This is a genomic window from Spirosoma flavus (genome assembly GCF_054778555.1).
On the sequence record NZ_BAAGZL010000004.1, the window covers coordinates 543,224 to 564,572 of the forward strand.

Below are 21,349 nucleotides of genomic sequence, written 5' to 3' on the forward strand. Positions count from 1 at the left end.
CAGGTATGGGTTTTGAATACCGATTTAATGGAGTTCTGTATGGAGCAAGCCGCTACAGCGGACCGTTCCGGCTTAATCCATACAGAAGATTAATACTCTCCGCCAACCGCTCGTAGCAACGCTACTGAAAACTGGGCTTCCTGACTACGTAGCTGCACCAGTTGTTGTTCAGCACCGAGGATAGTACGTTGGGCGTCGAGAACTTCCAGATACGTAGCAAGTCCCCGGACGTAAAGTTCCCGATTATATTGTTCAGTACGTCGAGCTAAAGTCAGAGTTTGGCCTTGTAAGTCAATTTGTTGACGTAGCATAGTAAGATTATCCAGCGCTGTTTCAGCTTCACGCTGCGCCAGTTGCAGGGCCTGTTGATACGTCTGTTGGCTGGTTTGGGCGAGTTGTTTCGACAATGCGATGTTCTGGCGAGCGCGATGGCCTTCGTATAACGGAACCGACGCATTTACCCCAACCAGATACGTAGCGCTACCGGGCGTAAACCAGTTGCCGATACGTCCCGACAGAATACCTCCCGAACCAACAATATTGATACGTGGCTGCGTACTGGCCTGCTGAAACGTTATCTGGGCTGTTGCAATCTGATTCTGGCGGCTAAATTGAAGCAGATCAGGCCGTTGTTGAATTTGCTCAATCGGGACGCTATTGTATGAATAAGCAGGCATCTGGGGCGGTAGCGCGCCGTTCGGAATAGAGAATTGTCCTAAATCCTGAGCGCAAAGCTGAGCAAGACTGTTGACCAACTCAGTACGTGCTCGTTCGAGCCCTTTCAGCGTGACCTGTAAGCCAGCATAATCGGTTTCGGCACGCTGTACGTCTATTTGGTTGATTAATCCAACCCGGAACCGTTCGCGGAGAATCGATAACGTAGTATCGCGGGATTGAATATTCCGGCGAAAAACGGCCTGTTCGCTGTCGTTGCCCCGAATAAGCAGATACGTTCGGGCGATGTCGGCCGCTAGCGTAAGTCGAAAAGCCTGGTAATCAGCCTGACTAGCCTGCGCCTGTAAATCCGCTACGACAATACTGCTCCGAATCCGTTTGAACAAATCGACTTCGTAACTCGCATCAATGGGTAACAATTGAAACGTATTGAGCTGAAAACGAGGTAGTTGATCAGCCTGATTTGGTACAGTCAGTGGTCGGTGTTCAGATAAACTTTGGGTCGTAATCAAAGCCGAACTACGTAACGAGGGCGACAAAAACGACTGCGCTACGCTAACCCGAATCCGCGCTTCTTCCAGACGACTTAGAGCTGCTTTTATGTTGGGGCTATTCTCCAGACCCAGCTGAATAAGCGATTCGAGCAAAGGATCGCCAAATCGCCGAAAACCACTCAGACTCAGTGTAGGAACTAAGTTTCCCGTCGTAACGGCTGATCCTGAAGACGTTGGCTGAACCGTACCCAGTGCAGGATTGGCATTTTGGGGTTGAACGCTCCCCGGCGATCCGGGCGAACTGGCTCCCGGTTGAACGGTGACCGAACCGGCCTGCGGGTTAATTGGCGTGGTCTGCGCCTGTGCTACGTATCCAAACCAGCTAAGCCCCAGACTATAAACTAAATATTTCATCATTGACGTGCTACTGTTTTTTCGGCCATGGGTTTCCGAAGCCTTACTTTCTGACCATCGCGCAGGCGGTCATTTGGATTTGTTACTACGTATTCCTGACCCGTCAGCCCACTCGACGCTTCTAACGTAGTACCAAAATCGCGGCCCAACGTAATGGCGACAAACCGAACCCGCTGGTCATTGTCGACAACCACAACGCGAGGGCCTTGTGGCGTGATTTGCAGGGCGTTGGCAGGAATCAGAATGGGTGATTTACTCGCGATCATATCAAATTTTACCTGACTATACAGCCCCGACGGCAGCTCCTGTTTCGGGTTGGGAATCACCACTTCGGTAAGCAAGGTCCGCGATTCGTTACGTAGCGCGCCGGACGTACGTACCACTTTTCCCCGGAATTTCTGATTTTTCAATTCGGGCACGATGACCGTAGCGGGGAGCCCCACTTTAACGTAGCGAAAATACGTCTGTGGTACGTCGACAAATACACGTAGCGTACCAAGTTCTGAAATCGTAAACAAGGGTTGCCCTGCACCGGGCGACACCAACGTACCGTTTTCGGCCGTTCGGCTGGTAATTACCCCACTGAACGGCGCCCGAATTTGCTGTAAATCTTTCAACGCTACCAATCGATTCAGATTGGCCTGCGCTACCGCCACTGCTGATTGTCGCGTATCGACATCCTGTTTGGCCACTGCGCCCGGTAGTTGCACACTTTTAAGTCGGTCGAGGTTGGTTTGGGCGAGTTGCTGGTCGGCTTTGGCGCGAGCAATATCCTGGTCAAGTTCGGGCGCATCGATGGTCGCCAAAAGTTGGCCCTGTTTTACCTGAGTACCGATGTCAACGTACCAGCGACGCAGAAATCCTTGTGTTCTTGCATATAACGGCGTTTGGCGATACGGCTGAATTTGACCCGGCAGCAACAAACCTGTTGTGTCGGATGCGTATTTCAGCGGAACAGCATTGACAATCGGTTCCCGGTTCTTTTCCAGTTCGGCCGACTTTTGTAATTCCTGCTTGTTACGAAGGCGCGGCATCACACCGAAAAAAACGAATACGCCAATCAGCACTACCAGCAGAATAGCAATACGTAGCAGTTTCATAGGTTTAATTCAAGGCTTCAATCTTAACGATTGCATCTTTATTGAGCGGACCGTACAAATGAGGAAACAACTCATTGTTAGTCGACGGTTCGTATTTCAAAGTATGCGTGAGTTTCGCCGTATCTACGTGCAGTAACAGTAAATCTGGTACGTTCTGATAATAGCGACTTAACGTTTGTGCAACTTGCTCTTTTGTCGACAGGTGAATAAAGCCCTCTGTCTGTAAACTAGCCGCTTCGTAATTGTCTTGTTCTTTGAAAGCCAGCCAGTTCGTATTTGGAACAATATGGTAAATAAGACTCATGTATTAATCGTAAATTATGAGGTATGCTGCTTATGTTATGCTAACCAAGGAAGCATGACATAAGAGCGCTCAATTTTATACACTTTTCACTGTCTCTTTTTGACGCGCCAGATAACTGAATACCACAGGCACGAACAACAGCGTAGTGAACGTGGCCATCAGCAAACCGCCAATGACTGCCCGGCCCAGCGGAGCGTTCTGTTCACCACCCTCTCCCAATCCCAGCGACATAGGTAACATCCCGATAATCATGGCAATTGCCGTCATCAGAATCGGGCGCAAACGAGTACGTCCGGCTTCGAGCGCGGCTTCATAAGCATTACCGTTTACCGCAGGCAGATGGTCTTTGGCAAAACTAACCAGCAAAATACTGTTAGCTGTAGCCACGCCCACACTCATGATTGCGCCCATGAGCGAGGGAATGCTGAACGTAGTACCGGTGAGAAACAGCATCCAGACCATCCCGCACAGCGCACCAGGCAACGCTGTAATAATAATGAACGGATAGCGAAACGACTGGAAATTTACTACCATGAGCAGGTACACGAATAAAGCCGCGAACACAATCCCTAAACCAAGCCGGTTAAAAGCACTTTCCATGCTCTCGACCTGTCCCCGAACCGAAATGGTGTTACCGGGCTTTAGCTGCGTTTTATATTCGGCTGCCAGTTTGTTGAGCGCTTCCGCCACCGACCCCAGATCCGTTTTCTCAACCGACGCATAAATATCATAGGTCGGCTGCGTATTGACTCGGTTGATAATGACCGGGGCCGTCGTTCGACGTACCGTCGTGATGTTGCTGAGTAGTTGCGGAGTGGCCTGCTGACCCGGCGCCAGCGGTGTACGTAGCAGTTTGTCGTATGAATCCAGTTGATAGGGTGGCGTCTGTACGGCAATAATGTACGGGAAACCCGTGTTCGGATCGGGCCAGAAGTTCGGGCGGGTTTGGCCGGTACCGCTCAGCGAAATATTAAGGTTCGTCGCTACGCGCTGTTCTGTCAGGCCGAATTGACTAGCTCGTTCGCGGTCAACATCCAGAAAAATTTCAGGCGCATCGAGTACCTGATGTAAATGCACGTCGACCAATCCGGGAATCTGGGTCATTTTTTCCTGCATTTCCCGAGTCAGTTTCAGGTTATTGACCCGGTCGAAGCCCGAAACCTGTATATCAATGGTCGAGGTCAGTCCGAAGTTCAGAATCTGGCTGACGATGTCGGCTGGAAGAAAGAAATACGTAATGTCGGGCATTTCTTCGCGCAATCGTTCACGTAGCGCGCGTACATACGTATCGGTTGCGCCCTCGCGTTCCTCACTGAGCGAAATCAGCAATTCGGCATCGGCAGAACTGGCTGTAGCGTTGTCGGAGAAAAAGAAATTATACCGTTCCGACGTCAGCCCGATATTGCTGATTACCGATCCAATTTCTTCTTCGGGGATCACTTCGCGAACAATTTCAGCCGTTTTCGCCGAAATCTGTTCGGTAGCCTCAAGCCGGGTGCCAGCCGGAGCGCGGAGGTGCAAACGAATCTGTCCCGCATCGACTTGTGGAAAGAAATCACGCCCCACAAACGGTAACAGCACAAACGTAAAGGCTACTACGCCAACAAAAATGACTAGCACTGATCGGCGGTGGTTGAGTACCCATTCTAACGAACGCATGTAGCGGGTCTGAAACCGTTCGAAACGGGCGTTAAAGCGCTCGTGCAAACCAGCAGAAGGTGTTGGGGGCGGGGATTGTTTGGCAAAGCGTGGCGCTACGGGCAGTGAATGATTTTCGGGTTCGACAGGTGCAGGCAGTTCGGCTTTGGCTTCCGATTTGTGCGCGTGTTCGTTACGTAGCATCAGGTCGGCCAGCGCGGGCACCAGTGTTCGCGACAGTACGTAGGAAGCCAGCATCGCAAAAACAACCGCCTGCGCCAACGGCCCAAATAAGAACCGAGCCGGGCCTTCCAGAAAAAGCACGGATGTAAATACGATACAAATCGTCAACGTAGAGACGAGCGTTGGCGTCGCAATTTGCTGAGCGCCTTCCAGAATTGCCTGACGTAGCGGCATGCCCAACTCCTCATTTCGGTGGATGTTCTCGATAGTTACCGTCGCATCATCCACCAGAATACCAATTGCCAGCGCCAGTCCGCCCAATGTTTCAATATTCAGCGTTTCGCCCAGCAAATACAGAATAATCAGCGACGTAAGAATAGACAACGGAATAGAAATCGCCACAATGAGCGTACTCCGCCAGCTACCTAAAAACAGGAGGATCAAAGCGGCTGTCAGTAAGGCCGCAATAAGTCCTTCCACCAAAACACCCTTGATGGACGCGCGCACAAACAACGACTGATCGAACAGGGCTTCGACCCGCAAATTGGCCGGTGCAGCCGCCCGGATAGTTGGCAAAATCTGATTTTTGATCCTGTCGACAATCTCAGTGGTCGATGCGTTACCGGTTTTCACGATACGCATCAGAGCGCCCTTACTACCGTCCTGTTTCACGATATTGGTCTGCACGGCGGCCCCGTCATGAACGTTCGCTACGTCGCGCATGTGAACCGTTGTGCCGCCCACCACCTTAATTGGAATGTCGTTTAACGTAGTGATTACATCAGGCTTGGAGTTGAGCCGGATGTTGTATTCGCGGTCTTCAATACGTAGTGAACCGCCGGGCAGCGTCAGGTTCTGCGCGGCTACAGCGTTTAGAACTTCTTCGGGCGTTACGTTGTAGGCAATCAGTTGTTCAGGCTCCAGATCAACCGCAATTTGTCGGGTTTTCCCCCCGAATGCCTGCGAAAGTCGGCTGCCCTGCACCGTCGAAATCTGTGGTCGAACCCGCGTTTGGGCGTAGTCGGTAATTTGCGGATCAGTCAGGCTATCCGAGGATAGGCCCAATTGAAGTACTGGTACGTCGGTAGCGTTGTACCGGACAATTAAAGGAGGCTGGGTGCCGGGTGGCATCCTGACCAGAATCGTCTGTGAAATGGCCGTTACCTGCGCAATAGCTTCTTCAATTTTAACGGTCGGTTGAAAGAAGATTTTCAGAACAGCCGTACCGTTATACGTTTGTGATTCAACCCGTTGAATATCGCTTACGTTGTTAATGATTGAGGTTTCGGAGAAGTTCGTAATCATTTTCTCCATCTCGTTGGTCGACAGACCGCTATAGCCCCAAATAACCGATACAACCGGGATGTTGATACGTGGAAAGATATCGGTAGGCATTTGCGTAACAGCCAATCCACCCATAATCATAATGAGCAGGGCCATCACGGCAATCGTGTATTTTTTTTCAAGCGCTAGGCGAACAATCCACATGGTAGAAAGCTAAAAAATAGAGATAGCGGAAACTGCGAGGGTAGTACTACTCAAAAAGCGGTAATTGCGTGAGTATAATTGCACAAAAACAAGCATTTAAACAGTAACTTATCTCATTACCTACTTACGGTCAGGCAATTTAGGCCAATTTTTTCAAAAAAATGATCTGGATAATTGTCTTATTCCAAGAATTTGTTGCTTAGTGATTTTGGGCTGACTGATTGCCACTATACGTATGAAGTTTGATACGTTACCTATTCCCGGAAATTCTGTCGTAATTTTGGCCTTACAACAAAATCTGATTTTGCTATGCCAAAGGCACAAATGAACACCGATAAGGGTACAATGCTCATCGAATTTTTTGATAAAGACGCACCCAAAGCGGTCAATAACTTTATTACGCTTGCCAAAAAGGGATTCTACGATGGTATCACGTTCCACCGCGTTATTCCCAACTTTATGATTCAGGGTGGCGACCCAACGGGTACGGGCGCAGGTGGACCCGGCTACACCATCGACTGTGAACTAACTGGCGAAAATCAATACCATGATCGTGGCGTTCTGTCGATGGCACACCGGGGACGTAACACGGGTGGTTCTCAGTTTTTTATCTGCCACAACCGCCAGAATACGCAGCACCTCGACCGCAACCATACTGTTTTCGGAAAAGTAGTTGAAGGGCTGGACGTAATCGACCAGATCCGTCAGGGCGACAAGATCAACAGCATCGCCATTATTGAAGAGTAAACATAACGCTACGTTACTGTATTAACTTTTATGCCTGGTCAAAAATGAGCCGTTTCTGCCATGCTTCTTTCGTTAGCATGGCAGAAACGGCTCATTTTTGACCTTTTAAGGTAAAATGAATTCAATACTGACTTTCTCCATCTCATCCTGAACCAGACGTATCTTTTGATCTATGCAGAAATCTTTACAACTACTTTTCTTACTAGGAGTAAGCGTTTTTTTGGCCATTAATGCTATCGCCCAAGCTCCTACTGCCGGTTTGGTTGCTTATTATCCTTTCAATGGAAATGCCAACGATGAAACTGGAAACGGTCACGCGGGCTCGGTGTTTGGTGCAGGCTTAACCACCGACCGATTTGGCAATGTCTCGAAAGCCTTCAGCTTTGATGGTGTCGATGATGTAATTGTAGTGGCGAATCAAGCCGATCTCAACAGCCTCGACTTCACTTATTCCCTTTGGGCTAATATCAATGAGTACGGTACTAGCACGCTGGATGATAACCGTATTGCCAGCATGCTAATGGCGAAGTATGACAACAGTAAAGGGTTTGTCATTTTTAACAACGAGCCCGGTCAACTCGTCCTTCGGCCCACTCCATCAACCGCTCTCCCAGCGTCTAACGACTTCTTTACGAACCAACCCATACCGTTAAACAGCTGGAAACAGGTGGTTTTTACAAAATCGGGTCAGCAGATTCGGGTATATGTGGACGGTACGTTATCGAGTGCAGGTGTTTACGAAGGAAATTACACAACATCAGCTTCGCATCTGATGATCGGTAGTGGTCCCTGGCAATTTGACGAATTTTTCAAAGGCAAACTGGATGATATTCGTATCTATAACCGGGCTTTGTCAGAATCTGAGGTAGCTCAGTTATATACTAGCGAAGCAACACAAGCCAACTGTGTTTCGGTGAAATCAGGGTTTTGGAATGATCCCAGTGTTTGGTCTTGTAATCGCATTCCACTGATCTCAGACTTGGTTCAGTTGAAGCATGTTGTGACCATTCCGACTGAATACCAAGCTTTAGCGATGCGAGTTACGTTCGATGACAGCCAGCGGTTGGTTTTCGGCACAGGGAGTACCATTCGATTAGGTATTTCTTCAATCCAGGGAGTATGGACTGGGACTTATACGTACAACGGGAATCCTGAATTAGGTGCTCAGTATTTCAGCTTCGAAATAAAACCTGACGGAACGCTGATCGTAAATTCAGAAAATTTGGGCCAGCGTTATACCGCAACTGGTACCTGGGTTTTAAACGGGAATGCGTTCAGCGGTTCATACACCTATGTCAATGGTAGTTCACCAGGTTTTGGTACTTCACAAACCGTTACTGCCACTTGGGACAACGCTACAGGCAAATTGACTTCTGGAGTCTGGGCAAATACTTCTCCCGACAACGGGTATACTGGCACGTTTTCGTTGACCAAGGTCAATTAAAAAATACAATGGAAAAGCCAGCGAATTGGAATCGATCATAAAAGTGAAGGGCCACATTACAAACGTGGCCCTTCACTTTTATGATCGATTCCAATTAAATTAATCCTTACTCCATTTCGTTCTGCACCAGAATTTTCTGGCCAACTTCGTCATCTTTCCGCACGAATGGGCGAATGATGATTCGGGTACCACGTTGGTACGTAAATAAGCGGTACATCCAGTTGCTGAAGACAATCAGTTTACTTCGGAAGCCAACCAGATACCAGATGTGTACGAACAGCCACGCCATCCAGGCAATGAAACCGCCTAAGTGAACTTTACCCGGCAAATCGGCAACGGCACGGCTCCGGCCAACAATCGCCAGCGAGCCTTTGTCGAAGTATTTAAACGGTTCGGTCGATTCATTTTTGAGGATGTGGCGCAGGTTCTTGGCTAAATGTTTCCCCTGTTGAATAGCTGGTTGCGCTACGCCCGGGTGGCCTTTCGGATAATCTTCCAGCTTCATGAAAGCGATGTCGCCGATGGCGAAAACGTCGTTCAGGCCCTGCACCCGGTTGATGGGATCGACCAGAATCCGACCTTTTTCGATAGCTTCTGCCGGAATACCCTCAATAAGTGCGCCCGTCACACCAGCTCCCCAGACGAGCGTCTGCGTTCTGATTTTTTCGCCCCCTTTGAACGTAACAGTCTCGCCGTCATACGATTCTACCAACGTATTAAGCTTAATAATCACACCAAGGTCTTCCAGATATTGCTGCGATTTCTTACCGGCTTCTTCCGACATCGGCGGCAAAACTTTTCCCAAGCCCTCCACTACGTAGATTTTCATCTGGCTGAAATCCAGACCCGGATAATCGTTGGGTAATACGTGTTTCCGCATTTCAGCCAGCGACCCCGCCATCTCGACGCCCGTCGGACCCGCACCCGCAATGACGAACGTCAGCAGACTTTCGCGCTCGGTAGAGTCAGTAGTAACGCTGGCCTGCTCGAAACACTGCAAAAACTGGCTACGTACGTTGAGGGCTTCGGGGATGGTTTTCAGCGGGAAAGCATATTTCTGAATTTCGGCATTTCCAAAGAAATTTGACTTCGACCCCGCGGCAATCACCAGATAATCATAGTGTAAATCACCAATTAACGTAGTGACCGTTTTCGCCGACGTATCAATTTTGTTGACCCGCACCATGCGGTAATGAAAGTCTTCATGGCCGTCGAACATCTTCCGAAAGGGCTCGGCGATGGCATCCGGCTCCAGTCCGGCGGTGGCTACCTGATACAGCAGCGGCCAGAATCCATTATAATTTTGCTTGTCGAACAGCACCACCTGCACATCCGTATTGCGCAGGCTTTTGGCCAGGTTCATACCACCAAAACCGCCCCCGATTATCACGACGCGCGGCTTGGCTGTATCTGGTATATTGAGCGAAAGTTTATCGAATTGAAGCATAATCGGTCATTGATTTCCGTAGACAGGAACGTCCCGTTGTAAGTACCGTTCAATATCTACTTTTGTTTGAAAAACAGCGTTTTGACTATCTCTTGTTCCCTTTTATACACGATTTCAATGGCCGAGCGTTTTATTCTTTAAAAGGCCTCGACAGGCTCCGGCTGTAGGCTATAGCTGCAGAGTTAGTCGCCAGCGCGACTCCGACGGCCGGAGCCTGTCGGGGCCTTCTTTTGTACCCTCTCAACTATTCATGCTGCTACGTCTCCTTTGTTCCTTTCTTTTAATACTTTTTCCCTATCTGCTACGTGCCCAGGCAGTTTCTCGCTTCACTGTGAGTGGCTACGTTCGCGAAACAGGCAGTCAGGAGGCTTTGATTGGCGTGAACATTTACCTGCCCGGCACTACGACGGGTACGACTACCAATACGTACGGCTTTTATTCGCTTACGTTACCTGCGCAGGATAGCGTTCGGCTGGCCTATTCATTCGTTGGTTATGAGAGTATTAGCCGAACCATTTCACTACGTAGCAATCGTACGCAGAACGTATCACTCACACCCGGACAGGCACTGGCTGAAGTAGCTGTGACGGGAACATTGGTTGAAAAAGTGAGCGAAACGCCACAAATGAGCGCGATTGACGTACCGGTAGCGCAGATCAAGAAAATTCCGGCCTTTTTGGGCGAGAAGGACGTATTGAAAGTGCTTCAGTTGATGCCAGGCGTTCAGAAAGGTTCTGAAGGGCAAACGGGTATTTACGTCCGGGGTGGCGGCCCCGACCAGAATCTCATTATTCTGGATGATGCGGTGGTTTATAACGCTAATCACCTGTTTGGCTTCTTTTCGGTTTTCAACGGCGACGCCATCAAAAGTGTTGAGCTGATCAAAGGCGGTTTTCCGGCTCGCTACGGCGGTCGTCTCTCATCGGTTATTGATCTGAACATGAAAGATGGTAATCGGGATAAACTGCATGGCGAAGGCGGTATTGGCCTGATTGCCAGTCGGCTGATGCTTGAAGGGCCACTGACAAAGAACAAAAAAAGTTCATTTCTGGTATCGGCTCGCCGGACGTATCTGGATATCATTGCTGCGCCAATTATCAAAGCTCAGACGAACGGACAAACTGAAGCCGGTTACTACTTCTACGACCTCAACGCCAAAGCGAATTACGATTTCAGTCCGAAAGACAAAGTGTACCTAAGTGCCTACTTCGGCCGCGATCGTTTCTACGCTACCGACAAAACCAGCAATACCGATACCGGTCTGAACTGGGGAAACGCCACCGCTACGTTACGTTGGAATCACCTCTTCAATCAGAAACTTTTCTCAAATCTTTCACTGATTTTTAGTGACTATAAATTCCAGATTTCGGCCGTTGAACGTAGCGCGCAGGATACCGAAGTGTATTCGCTATTTTACAATTCTGGCATTCGGGATTTCGGGCTGAAATACGATTTCGATTTTTACCCAACTCCTCAACACTCCGTTCGGGCGGGAATTCAGAGTACGTATCACCGATTCACGCCGAGCGCGGTGGTGTTGCAGAATGCAGGAATCAACCAATCTATCAATAATGTCAGCAATATCGACGTACTGGAATCGGGCATTTACGCCGAAGATACTTGGCGGCCTTCGAGCAAGCTGCGCGTGAACGGTGGATTGCGGCTGAGTTATTTTCAGGGAACGGGCGTTGGTTACATTCGTCCCGAACCCCGGCTTTCGGCCGCTTTCACCATCAAACCTGATTTGTCGGTGAAAGCATCGTATGCGCTGATGAATCAATACGTTCATCTGCTTTCCAACACCGGCATCGGACTCCCCACCGATCTTTGGGTGCCTACTACTGACCGCGTGAAGCCCCAGCAGTCGCAGCAGGTGGCGGTCGGTATCGCCAAAGATTATACTGATAAAGGCTTGACGCTTACGGTTGAAGGGTATTACAAGCAGATGAACAATATTATTAATTATAAAGAAGGGGCCAGTTTCCTGCTTATCAACGATCCAAGCGCGGCTAATCGGGTTCGTTGGGAAGACAACGTAACGGCCGGCCGGGGCTGGAGCTACGGTGGGGAGTTTTTGCTGCAAAAGAAAGTCGGGCGATTGTCGGGATGGGTTGGCTATACACTCTCGTGGACGCAGTGGCAATTTGACGAACTGAACGGTGGAAAACCTTTCTTCCCGCGTTATGATCGTCGTCACGACGTATCGGTGGTAGGTATTTACGAACTGAATAAACGTATTACGCTGTCGGCTACGTGGGTATATGGCACCGGCAATGCGCTGACTGTGCCTGTTGGTCGATATGATACGTATCGCCCTGCTAATGCAGTAGTTACGGGTGGCATATCAAATTCTGCTGTTGTTCAGTCTCTTTTCCAGAATACACGTACCGTTGATGATTATGGTACGCAGAAAAATACGTTTCGCGCTGAAGCCTACCACCGGTTTGATTTCAGTATTCAGTTTCACAAGCAGAAGCGAAATCACGAACGTACCTGGGAAATCAGTTTTTACAACCTGTACAATCGACGAAATCCATTTTTTTACCGACTCGAATCCGTTCCGGCGACGGCTACGACAAGTTCCCGAACGGCACTGTTCCGCTATTCTGTTTTCCCGATTGTTCCGGCGGTTAGTTATAATTTCAAATTCTGATGCAGGTATTCGTTCGAAATCATCGGGCATTTGCTACGTTGCTGATTATTATTGTCAGCTTTATCGGACTTGTTAGCTGTTCCAGTCTTCGAAATGAGGTGTCGCCTAGTTTGCTGGGCGCTACGTCGTCGAAGTTGGTGATTACCTGCTATTTATCTCCTCAGGATACAATACTGGCTGTCAAAATTACCCGCTCAAACACGGTCGTGGGTGATAGTTTATCTTTACTACAAACCGGAAATAACGTAACAGATGCCACCGTTACGTTATCTGATGGAAGCCGTACCGCTACGTTAACGTACAACCGGGTTGCACCAGGCGACACGCTGAAAAGCCGCCCTTATTATAGTGCTGATATTCGTTCATTGCCAATTGCTGTGGGGCATACATATACGTTGCGCGTGACTACGCCCGACGGTAAAAGCGCTACCAGCCGATGTTCTATACCAGCGGCAGTGCCAATAAAGGACGTAACGCTCGAAGCGCTGAACCAACGCTATTTTCTACGGGCAAGCTGGCAAGACCCCGCTAATCAGACGAACTACTACCAGGTATCAGGCACATTTCGCTACGTCTCGACCAACTGCAAATCGTGCCAGATAGAAGCCATCAATAACCTGTCGTTTGACGACGACGGTCGAGGGTTGTTCAGCGATGCGGGTTTAGATGGAACCGTGATACCGTCCGGACGGTCTTATCTGACCGCTAATTCAATCAGTGACATAAATGCGCAGTTCAGAAGTGCCAGAGCTATCATTAACCTGCTTAGTATCGATCAATCCTATTATCTTTTTCAGGATGCCATCAACCGCCAGCGACGTTCACGTAACAACCCATTTGCCGAACCCGTATTGATTCCCAGTAATATTGAAGGTGGATTAGGCTGTTTTGCTGGTTATAATACTATAAGTAAAGAGCTGAGTATCAAATAGACCAAGGCATAATGTTTTGTCATATTGAGGCAAGAAAATCGGTTTGCTTAAAACAGCTTTTGCCAAAAAAGTTTAAACAGATTCTATATTTGACAGGCATCTGACGCTACGTAGCTTATTGTCACGAGTCTATCGGTTTTATCGTTACCTTTGTACTGTTTTTTTCTTACCTACTCCTATGAATGCAACTTATGTTCCGGCCGATTACCTTCCAGTGCTCATCCAGCTTGGTTTAGCTCTGGGATTCATCGTGACAACGATGATCGTTACCCACAACATTGGCCCCAAACGGAACAGTCAGAAGAAAGACGATCCGTTCGAGTGCGGTATTCCCGTACAGGGCGACGCCCGGACTCCCATTTCCATCAAGTATTTTCTGATTGCTATCCTGTTTGTTCTGTTCGACGTGGAAGTTATCTTTTTATACCCCTGGGCGGTCAACTTTAAAGGGCTGGGAATGACCGGCTTTATTGAAATGATTCTGTTTATGGGGCTGCTTCTGGCGGGTTTTTACTATATCATCCGCAAGGGAGTTTTGAAGTGGGAATAAGCCTCGATAAATGAATTTTTGTGCATACTTATTCGTTGTTTTAGTAGTCCAATACAACGTTTTTCATGGCAACTGATATAAAGCTGGCTGAAGCCCCCGCGAGTTACGATGGTCCCGGATTTTCAGCTACCTCCTTCGATAAAATAATTGGTTTGGCCCGGGCAAACTCGCTCTGGCCATTACCGTTTGCTACGTCCTGCTGCGGTATCGAGTTCATGTCGACCATGGCTTCGACCTTCGACCTGGCTCGTTTTGGCTCTGAGCGACCGAGTTTCTCGCCCCGTCAGGCCGATATGCTGCTGGTAGCGGGTACTATCGCTAAAAAGATGGGGCCTGTGGTCAAACAGGTATACCTGCAAATGGCTGAGCCTCGGTGGGTTATTGCTATTGGTGCCTGCGCATCGAGTGGTGGTATTTTCGATACGTATAGCGTTTTGCAAGGTATCGACCGTATCATTCCCGTCGATGTATACGTACCGGGTTGCCCACCTCGTCCGGAGCAGATTCTGGAAGGCGTGATGCAAGTGCAGGAGCTCGCCAAAAACGAATCGCTACGCCGACGTAACACCGAAGAGTATCAGAAGCTTCTGAATTCGTATAATATTCAATAACGATTGAATGAGTGAATAAATGGCCGATAATATGCCGTTTGTTCACTCATCACCATTCATCCCCGAAGATGCTGACCAACGAAGAAGTTGCGCAGACCATAATCAACCAGTTTGGCGAGGCCGTCACCGACTTCGATGACCCGTATAATCTGCTTACGTTTTCGACTAGCCGCGAGCAAATTATTCCGCTTATTACCTTCCTAAAAGATCATCCGACCCTACAGGTAGGTTTCCTGACCGACGTAACGGCCATTCACTACCCGGATTCGAAAGGGAAAGAGTTCTGTGTGGTTTATCATTTGCACAGCCTGACGAATAATTTTCGGATACGTATTAAGGTCTATCTGACTGCCGAAGATGTGCATATTCCAACATTGACGCCTGTATTTGCCGGAGCCAACTGGATGGAACGCGAAACATTCGACCTGTTTGGTATTATCTTCGACGGTCATCCCGATCTGCGCCGGATTCTGAACATGGAAGAAATGGATTATTACCCAATGCGCAAAGAGTACCCGCTCGAAGACGGTACGCGGGAAGACAAAATAGACGCATTGTTTGGACGATGAAGAATAGTTGTAAAGTTGTAGGGTTATAAAGTTGTACAGTTCCTCCAGTGCTAGTCAACTTTATAACCCTACAACCTTACAACTTTATAACTTAACCAATATGGTTTCTGAAGAACTTGATATAGCCCAAAAAAACCTGCCTGCCGAACAGGGGCCGGTTCAGTACGTTAACGAACTGACTACGCTTAATCTGGGACCAACGCACCCGGCCACGCACGGCATTTTTCAGAACATCCTGCAAATGGATGGCGAGAAAATTGTGTCGGGCGAACAGACCATCGGTTATATCCACCGGGCCTTTGAAAAGATCGCTGAACGTCGGCCTTTTTACCAGATTACGACCCTCACCGATCGGATGAATTATTGTTCGTCGCCCATCAACAACATGGGTTGGTGGATGACGGTTGAGAAGCTGCTGGGTGTCGAAGTTCCCAAACGGGCGCAATATATCCGCGTGATTATGATGGAGTTGGCCCGTCTGGCCGATCACCTCATTTGCAACGGGATTCTGGGCGTGGATACGGGCGCGTTTACGGGCTTCCTGTATATCTATCAGGAGCGCGAGCAGATTTATGAAATCTACGAGGAGATTTGCGGTGCCCGTCTGACGACCAATATGGGACGTATCGGCGGCATGGAGCGCGATCTTTCTCCTACGGCGATACGTAAGATCAAAGAATTGCTGGTACGTTTCCCGAAAGTGCTACGTGAATTTGAAAACCTATTCAACCGCAACCGCATTTTCATGGACCGCGTGATAGGTGTGGGTGGTATTTCGGCGGAGCGGGCGTTGAGCTACGGCTTCACTGGGCCAAACCTGCGCGCTGCCGGTGTGGACTATGACGTACGCGTCATGAATCCGTATTCGTCGTATCAGGATTTTGAATTCGATATTCCGGTGGGGCAAAGTGGTGATACGTATGATCGCTTCATGGTACGTAACGAGGAAATGTGGCAGAGTCTGCGCATTATTCAGCAGGCAATGGACAACCTTCCTGAAGGTCCATACTACGCCGACGCTCCTCAATATTACCTGCCTCCGAAACAGGAAGTTTACAAAAACATGGAAGCCCTCATCTATCACTTTAAGATTGTGATGGGCGAAATTGATGCACCAGCTGGCGAGGTTTACCACGCTGTGGAAGGAGGCAATGGTGAGTTAGGTTTCTACCTGATTAGTGACGGCGGTCGCGCACCGTATCGCCTGCATTTCCGGCGGCCCTGTTTCATTTATTATCAAGCTTACCCAGAAATGTGCAAAGGATTGACCCTGTCCGACGCCATTGTGATTATGAGTAGCATGAACGTAATTGCCGGCGAGTTGGACGCTTAATGAATTTAATAACCGAAAATATGAAGACGATAGACTGGCAGGAGATGGTAGCTACGTCTCATTTAGACACGGTAGGGGCTATTCGAAGGCTTCTTGAAGAAAAAGAATACGAAGAAGCTCAGGAAGCATTAGATGAGTTATACAATGCAATGGCCAATGCCGAACGTAGAGCATTAAGTAGTCAGCTCACGCGGTTAATGATGCATGTATTGAAGTGGCGTTATCAGGCTGATAAACGCTCTACGAGTTGGGTCAGGACAATTATTAGTGTTCGCCGTGAAATTCGTGTTCTGCAAAAATACATGCCTTCCTTTACGCGTGAGTACATTGAAAAAATCTGGGATGAGACGTTTGAGGACGCCATTGCCGAAGCAAAAGCAGAAATGAACTTATCCCGTAAGGATAAATTTGAACCGGCTGCACTCACTTGGGAAGAAGTTTTTGATGATGAATACCTGCTGTAGACAATGACGACAGAGACAAATAATTCCGCTGTAGAATTTACGCCGGAGCGGTTGGAAAAAGCAAAGGAAATTATTGCACGCTACCCAGAAGGTCGACAAAAGTCAGCCCTGCTGCCGTTATTGCACTTATTGCAGGAGCAGGAGGGTTGGACCAGTCCCGAAGGTATGGACTACGTAGCGCGTATGCTTGATATTCAGCCAATTGAAGTATACGAGGTTGCTACGTTCTATACCATGTATCACCTCGATCCGGTTGGCAAACATGTTATTGAATATTGCCGTACGGGTCCCTGCTGTCTGATGGGTGGCGAAGAAGTCTATGCTCACCTGAAAAATCGGTTGGGTATTGATGCAGGACAAACTACAGTAGACGGACAATTTACGCTGAAAGAAGTGGAATGTCTGGCAGCCTGCGGGATGGGGCCTGTTTTCCAGATTCGGGAAAAATACTACATGCACCTGACCAACGAGCGTGTAGACGAAATCATTGACGAGTTATCGAAATAATCCGCAGATGGGTATTAAGATATTAACCGAACATATTAACGTTCCTGGCATCGAGACATTTGATGTGTACCGGAAACAAGGTGGCTACACGGCTGTCGAGAAGGCGCTTAAGACGATGACGCCCGACGCCATTGTAGAAGAAGTAAAAAAAGCAGGCGTTCGTGGCCGCGGTGGAGCTGGCTTTCCGATGGGTATGAAGTGGAGCTTTCTGGCTAAGCCCGAAGGTGTTCCCCGCTACCTGGTCTGTAACGCTGATGAGTCGGAGCCCGGTACGTTTAAAGACCATTATTTGATGAAAAATATCCCTCACTTATTGATCGAGGGCATGATTATTTCATCGTTTGCGCTGGGTGCCAACAAATCGTTCATCTACGTGCGGGGCGAATTGATGTACGTAATACGTATCCTCGAAAAAGCCATCGCTGAAGCCACTGCCAAAGGATTTTTGGGTAAAAACATCCTCGGTAGTGGCTACGATCTCGAACTGGTTGTGCAGCCCGGCGGTGGTGCTTACATCTGCGGTGAAGAAACGGCACTTCTCGAATCACTGGAAGGCAAGCGAGGTAACCCACGTAACAAACCGCCATTCCCGGCTGTAAAAGGACTATACCAGTGTCCAACAGTAGTTAATAACGTAGAGTCGATTGCGACGACGGCCTGGATTGTCAATAATGGTGGTGATGCTTACGCAGGTATCGGCATTGGACGTAGCACGGGAACGAAACTGATTTCGGCTTCAGGGCATATCAACAAACCCGGCGTTTATGAAATTGAGCTAGGTGTTCCGGTCGAAGATTTTATTTACGCTGACGAATGGTGTGGTGGTATCCGGCCTGGTCATAAATTCAAAGCGCTTGTCGCTGGCGGTTCATCTGTCCCCATTTTGCCCGCCAATCTGGCCCTAACTTTAGCCAATGGCGAAAAGCGGTTAATGTCCTATGAATCGCTGTCGGATGGTGGGTTTGCTACGGGGACAATGTTAGGTTCAGGTGGATTTATTGTGTTTGATGAAACATCGTGTATTGTACGTAACACCTGGAATTTCTCCCGATTCTATCATCACGAATCGTGCGGACAATGCAGCCCGTGCCGTGAAGGAACCGGCTGGATGGAGAAAGTGCTACACCGCATTGAATACGGTCACGGTCATCAGCAGGACATTGATTTGCTGGTCGACGTATCGAAAAAAATTGAAGGAAATACCATTTGTCCGCTTGGCGATGCAGCCGCCTGGCCCGTAGCCAGCGCAATTCGGCATTTCCGGGACGAGTTCCAGTGGCACATCGATAACCCATCAGAAGCTACTCAACCAGGAGCTGTCTACCGGGGCGAAATGGCATTGGTCTAAGTAACGCGGCTGGAAAGCCGTGACTAATTTAGCTTATTGGCGGCTTCTTAGCCGCGTTACAATATATGGAAGACGTAAAGCCGCAATTATTGAAAGTCACTATTGACGGAATTGAAGTCGAAGTTGAGCCGGGCACGACTATTTTACAGGCGGCCCGCAAAATTGGTCCGTCGGTAGCTCCGCCGGCCATGTGTTATTACCAACCCTTAAAAGGTAGCGGTGGCAAATGCCGGGCTTGTCTGGTTCGAGTGGCAGCTGGTTCGGCAAAAGATCCACGGCCAATGCCAAAACTGGTAGCGTCCTGTCTGACTGCCGTTCAGGACGGTATGATTGTCGAGAATGAGACTAGCCCCCAGGTTATTGATGCCCGTAATGGCGTGGTTGAGTTTCTCTTGTTAAATCACCCACTCGATTGCCCGGTTTGCGATCAGGCAGGCGAGTGCGACCTTCAGAATTTTGCCTTTGATCACGGCAAAGCGACAACCCGTTACGAAGAAGAGCGCCGGACATTCGAGAAAAAGGATATTGGCCCGTATGTGCAACTGCACATGACCCGTTGTATTCTCTGCTACCGCTGTGTTTATACGGCCGATCAAATTACAAATAAGCGGGTTCACGGCGTATTAGGTCGGGGCGATGCCTCCGAAATCAGTACGTATATTGAGAAAGCCATCGACAACGATTTTTCCGGTAACGTAATTGACGTTTGCCCAGTCGGTGCTTTGACTGATAAGACGTATCGTTTCAAAAACCGGGTGTGGTTTACCAAACCCGTTGACGCCCACCGCGATTGCCCAACTTGTTCAGGTAACGTAACGCTTTGGTATCGGGGCGATGAAGTGATACGTGTTACGGCCCGGAAAAACGAATGGAGCGAGGTAACAGAGTTCATTTGTAATACGTGCCGCTTCGATACCAAGAAAACCAGCGACTGGACAATCGAAGGGCCAACGAAGATTTCGCGGAGTTCGGTGATTTCGGCTAACAAGTATCGGGCTGATACCATCAAACCGAGCTTTGGTCAGCGACTGGCGGCTGCGGAATACAAACCCATTCATGATGAGCGTGATACGTCGCAGTTAGCAATTCAGCAATTGCCACCTGAGCGCTTTGCCAAAACGCTGCCATCAGCCTTAGAACCAGAACCATGAGAAGTTGTATGGTTATAAAGTTATAGAGTTGTAAAGTTTTATTCTTCGACTCATAACTATATAACCTCACAACTATACAACTTTATAACTTAGTTAAAATGGACGTTACCGTATTAATCGTTAAAGGAATTATTATCCTGGTCATTTTCGGGATAACACTCCTGATTGCGACCTATTCTACTTACGCCGAGCGGAAAGTAGCTGCTTTTTTGCAGGACCGTATCGGCCCAAACCGGGCGGGGCCTTGGGGATTGCTTCAGCCGATTGCTGACGCTGGTAAAATGTTCTTCAAAGAAGATTTTATCCCTTCTCAGGCCAGCAAGTGGTTATTTATTCTTGGCCCTTGTCTGGCCATGCTAACCGCGCTGATGTCGAGTGCTGTAATTCCGTTCGGCGACAGTATCCGGTTTGCGTGGGATAAAATCAATTATGACGTACCAGTTCAGGGCATCGAGATCAACATAGGCGTACTCTACATTTTTGGCGTTGTATCGCTAGGGGTGTACGGCATCATGGTTGGTGGCTGGGCTTCGAACAACAAGTTCTCGTTGTTAGGGGCCATTCGGGCGGCTTCGCAGAATATTAGTTATGAAATCGCACTGGGTTTATCGCTGATTGCCATCCTGATGATGACTGGCTCTTTGTCGGTACGTGCTATCGTAAACGAACAGGCTAGTTTCTTCGAATGGAATATTTTCACCCAACCACTAGGGTTTGTTATTTTCCTGACCTGCGCTTTTGCTGAGTGTAACCGCACCCCTTTCGACTTGCCTGAGTGCGAAACGGAATTGGTTGGCGGTTATCATACGGAATACAGCTCGATGAAACTCGGCTTTTATCTGTTCGCCGAATACATCAATATGTTTGTTTCGTCGGCCTTTATTTCAGCGCTTTATTTTGGCGGCTTCCACTATCCGTTCATGAACGAAGTAGCTGGCATGCTCGAAAAATCGCTGGGTAGCGTAGCGGGTCATAACGTAGCAACGGCCATTACGTTTGTCGTTTTCTTTGCCAAGATTTTCTTCTTCATTTTCTTTTTCATGTGGGTACGCTGGACGCTTCCACGCTTCCGATATGACCAACTGATGAACCTGGGCTGGAAAACATTCATTCCGTTAGCTATTCTGAACGTAGTAATTACAGGTGCTGGCTTGCTCTATAACTTTAAATACGCAAGCTGGTTAATTGCCATTGTCATGATTGTGCTGGCCGTTACGTCGACAGCTCGCGCGCCAAAACGGGAAATCGTGTCACAGCGAACAGCTTAAGTGAACGCGTTTTCATTTTACGGTTTACC

General features: G+C 48.6%; 18 protein-coding genes. 13 read left to right on the forward strand and 5 right to left on the reverse strand.

Going from position 1 to position 21,349, the window contains the following annotated elements:
• Positions 1-89 precede the first annotated feature (89 nt).
• The 4 genes from ACYVF1_RS22505 to ACYVF1_RS22520 all read right to left on the reverse strand — a co-directional run bounded on the left by ACYVF1_RS22505 (position 90) and on the right by ACYVF1_RS22520 (position 6,296).
• Entirely contained in the window at positions 90-1,583 is a 1,494-nt protein-coding gene (locus ACYVF1_RS22505) for an efflux transporter outer membrane subunit (RefSeq protein ID WP_461083572.1), read from the reverse strand.
• Positions 1,583-2,683: an efflux RND transporter periplasmic adaptor subunit gene (locus tag ACYVF1_RS22510; RefSeq protein ID WP_461083086.1), complete on the reverse strand. Its 1,101-nt coding sequence runs from the start codon at positions 2,681-2,683 to the stop codon at positions 1,583-1,585. The genes ACYVF1_RS22505 and ACYVF1_RS22510 overlap by 1 nt, the downstream gene beginning before the upstream one ends.
• A gap of 4 nt (positions 2,684-2,687) precedes the next feature.
• Positions 2,688-2,987: a DUF952 domain-containing protein gene (locus tag ACYVF1_RS22515; RefSeq protein ID WP_461083088.1), complete on the reverse strand. Its 300-nt coding sequence runs from the start codon at positions 2,985-2,987 to the stop codon at positions 2,688-2,690.
• A 75-nt stretch (positions 2,988-3,062) separates the two neighbouring features.
• Positions 3,063-6,296 (reverse strand): efflux RND transporter permease subunit, encoded by a 3,234-nt coding sequence (locus ACYVF1_RS22520; protein WP_461083090.1) that lies wholly within the window; start codon positions 6,294-6,296, stop codon positions 3,063-3,065.
• A gap of 309 nt (positions 6,297-6,605) precedes the next feature.
• Here ACYVF1_RS22520 and ACYVF1_RS22525 point away from each other — a divergent pair, with 309 nt between their 5' ends.
• On the forward strand, positions 6,606-7,043 hold the full coding sequence (locus ACYVF1_RS22525; RefSeq protein ID WP_461083092.1) for a peptidylprolyl isomerase: 438 nt from the start codon (positions 6,606-6,608) through the stop codon (positions 7,041-7,043).
• A gap of 172 nt (positions 7,044-7,215) precedes the next feature.
• Positions 7,216-8,487, forward strand: coding sequence for a LamG domain-containing protein (locus ACYVF1_RS22530; RefSeq protein WP_461083094.1), 1,272 nt, complete (start codon positions 7,216-7,218; stop codon positions 8,485-8,487).
• 106 nt (positions 8,488-8,593) lie between these two features.
• Here the strand turns inward: ACYVF1_RS22530 and ACYVF1_RS22535 are convergent, their stop codons facing one another.
• Positions 8,594-9,934 carry an NAD(P)/FAD-dependent oxidoreductase gene (locus ACYVF1_RS22535; RefSeq protein ID WP_461083096.1) on the reverse strand — a complete coding sequence of 447 codons (1,341 nt, stop codon included), beginning with the start codon at positions 9,932-9,934 and terminating at the stop codon, positions 8,594-8,596.
• A gap of 250 nt (positions 9,935-10,184) precedes the next feature.
• On the opposite strand from ACYVF1_RS22535, the gene ACYVF1_RS22540 reads away from it, so the two are divergent.
• From ACYVF1_RS22540 to nuoH, 11 genes are all read left to right on the forward strand, one after another.
• Positions 10,185-12,587: a TonB-dependent receptor gene (locus ACYVF1_RS22540; RefSeq protein WP_461083098.1), complete on the forward strand. Its 2,403-nt coding sequence runs from the start codon at positions 10,185-10,187 to the stop codon at positions 12,585-12,587.
• Positions 12,587-13,519 (forward strand): DUF4249 domain-containing protein, encoded by a 933-nt coding sequence (locus ACYVF1_RS22545; RefSeq protein ID WP_461083100.1) that lies wholly within the window; start codon positions 12,587-12,589, stop codon positions 13,517-13,519. Before ACYVF1_RS22540 ends, ACYVF1_RS22545 begins: the two co-directional genes overlap by 1 nt.
• 178 nt (positions 13,520-13,697) lie before the next feature.
• Positions 13,698-14,069: an NADH-quinone oxidoreductase subunit A gene (locus ACYVF1_RS22550; RefSeq protein WP_190889460.1), complete on the forward strand. Its 372-nt coding sequence runs from the start codon at positions 13,698-13,700 to the stop codon at positions 14,067-14,069.
• A gap of 65 nt (positions 14,070-14,134) precedes the next feature.
• A complete protein-coding gene (locus ACYVF1_RS22555; RefSeq protein ID WP_461083103.1) occupies positions 14,135-14,680 on the forward strand; it encodes an NADH-quinone oxidoreductase subunit B in 546 nt (181 codons plus the stop codon).
• A 68-nt stretch (positions 14,681-14,748) separates the two neighbouring features.
• On the forward strand, positions 14,749-15,249 hold the full coding sequence (locus tag ACYVF1_RS22560) for an NADH-quinone oxidoreductase subunit C (protein ID WP_461083105.1): 501 nt from the start codon (positions 14,749-14,751) through the stop codon (positions 15,247-15,249).
• A 100-nt stretch (positions 15,250-15,349) separates the two neighbouring features.
• Positions 15,350-16,582, forward strand: a complete 1,233-nt coding sequence (gene nuoD, locus ACYVF1_RS22565; protein WP_461083107.1) for an NADH dehydrogenase (quinone) subunit D — start codon at positions 15,350-15,352, stop codon at positions 16,580-16,582.
• A gap of 20 nt (positions 16,583-16,602) precedes the next feature.
• Positions 16,603-17,046 (forward strand): DUF29 domain-containing protein, encoded by a 444-nt coding sequence (locus ACYVF1_RS22570; RefSeq protein WP_461083109.1) that lies wholly within the window; start codon positions 16,603-16,605, stop codon positions 17,044-17,046.
• A 3-nt stretch (positions 17,047-17,049) separates the two neighbouring features.
• A complete protein-coding gene (gene nuoE, locus ACYVF1_RS22575) occupies positions 17,050-17,553 on the forward strand; it encodes an NADH-quinone oxidoreductase subunit NuoE (RefSeq protein ID WP_461083111.1) in 504 nt (167 codons plus the stop codon).
• A 7-nt stretch (positions 17,554-17,560) separates the two neighbouring features.
• On the forward strand, positions 17,561-18,901 hold the full coding sequence (gene nuoF, locus ACYVF1_RS22580) for an NADH-quinone oxidoreductase subunit NuoF (protein WP_461083113.1): 1,341 nt from the start codon (positions 17,561-17,563) through the stop codon (positions 18,899-18,901).
• A gap of 65 nt (positions 18,902-18,966) precedes the next feature.
• Positions 18,967-20,052: an NADH-quinone oxidoreductase subunit G gene (locus ACYVF1_RS22585; protein WP_461083115.1), complete on the forward strand. Its 1,086-nt coding sequence runs from the start codon at positions 18,967-18,969 to the stop codon at positions 20,050-20,052.
• Between the two features lie 74 nt (positions 20,053-20,126).
• Positions 20,127-21,320, forward strand: a complete 1,194-nt coding sequence (gene nuoH / locus ACYVF1_RS22590; RefSeq protein WP_461083574.1) for an NADH-quinone oxidoreductase subunit NuoH — start codon at positions 20,127-20,129, stop codon at positions 21,318-21,320.
• Positions 21,321-21,349 lie beyond the last annotated feature (29 nt).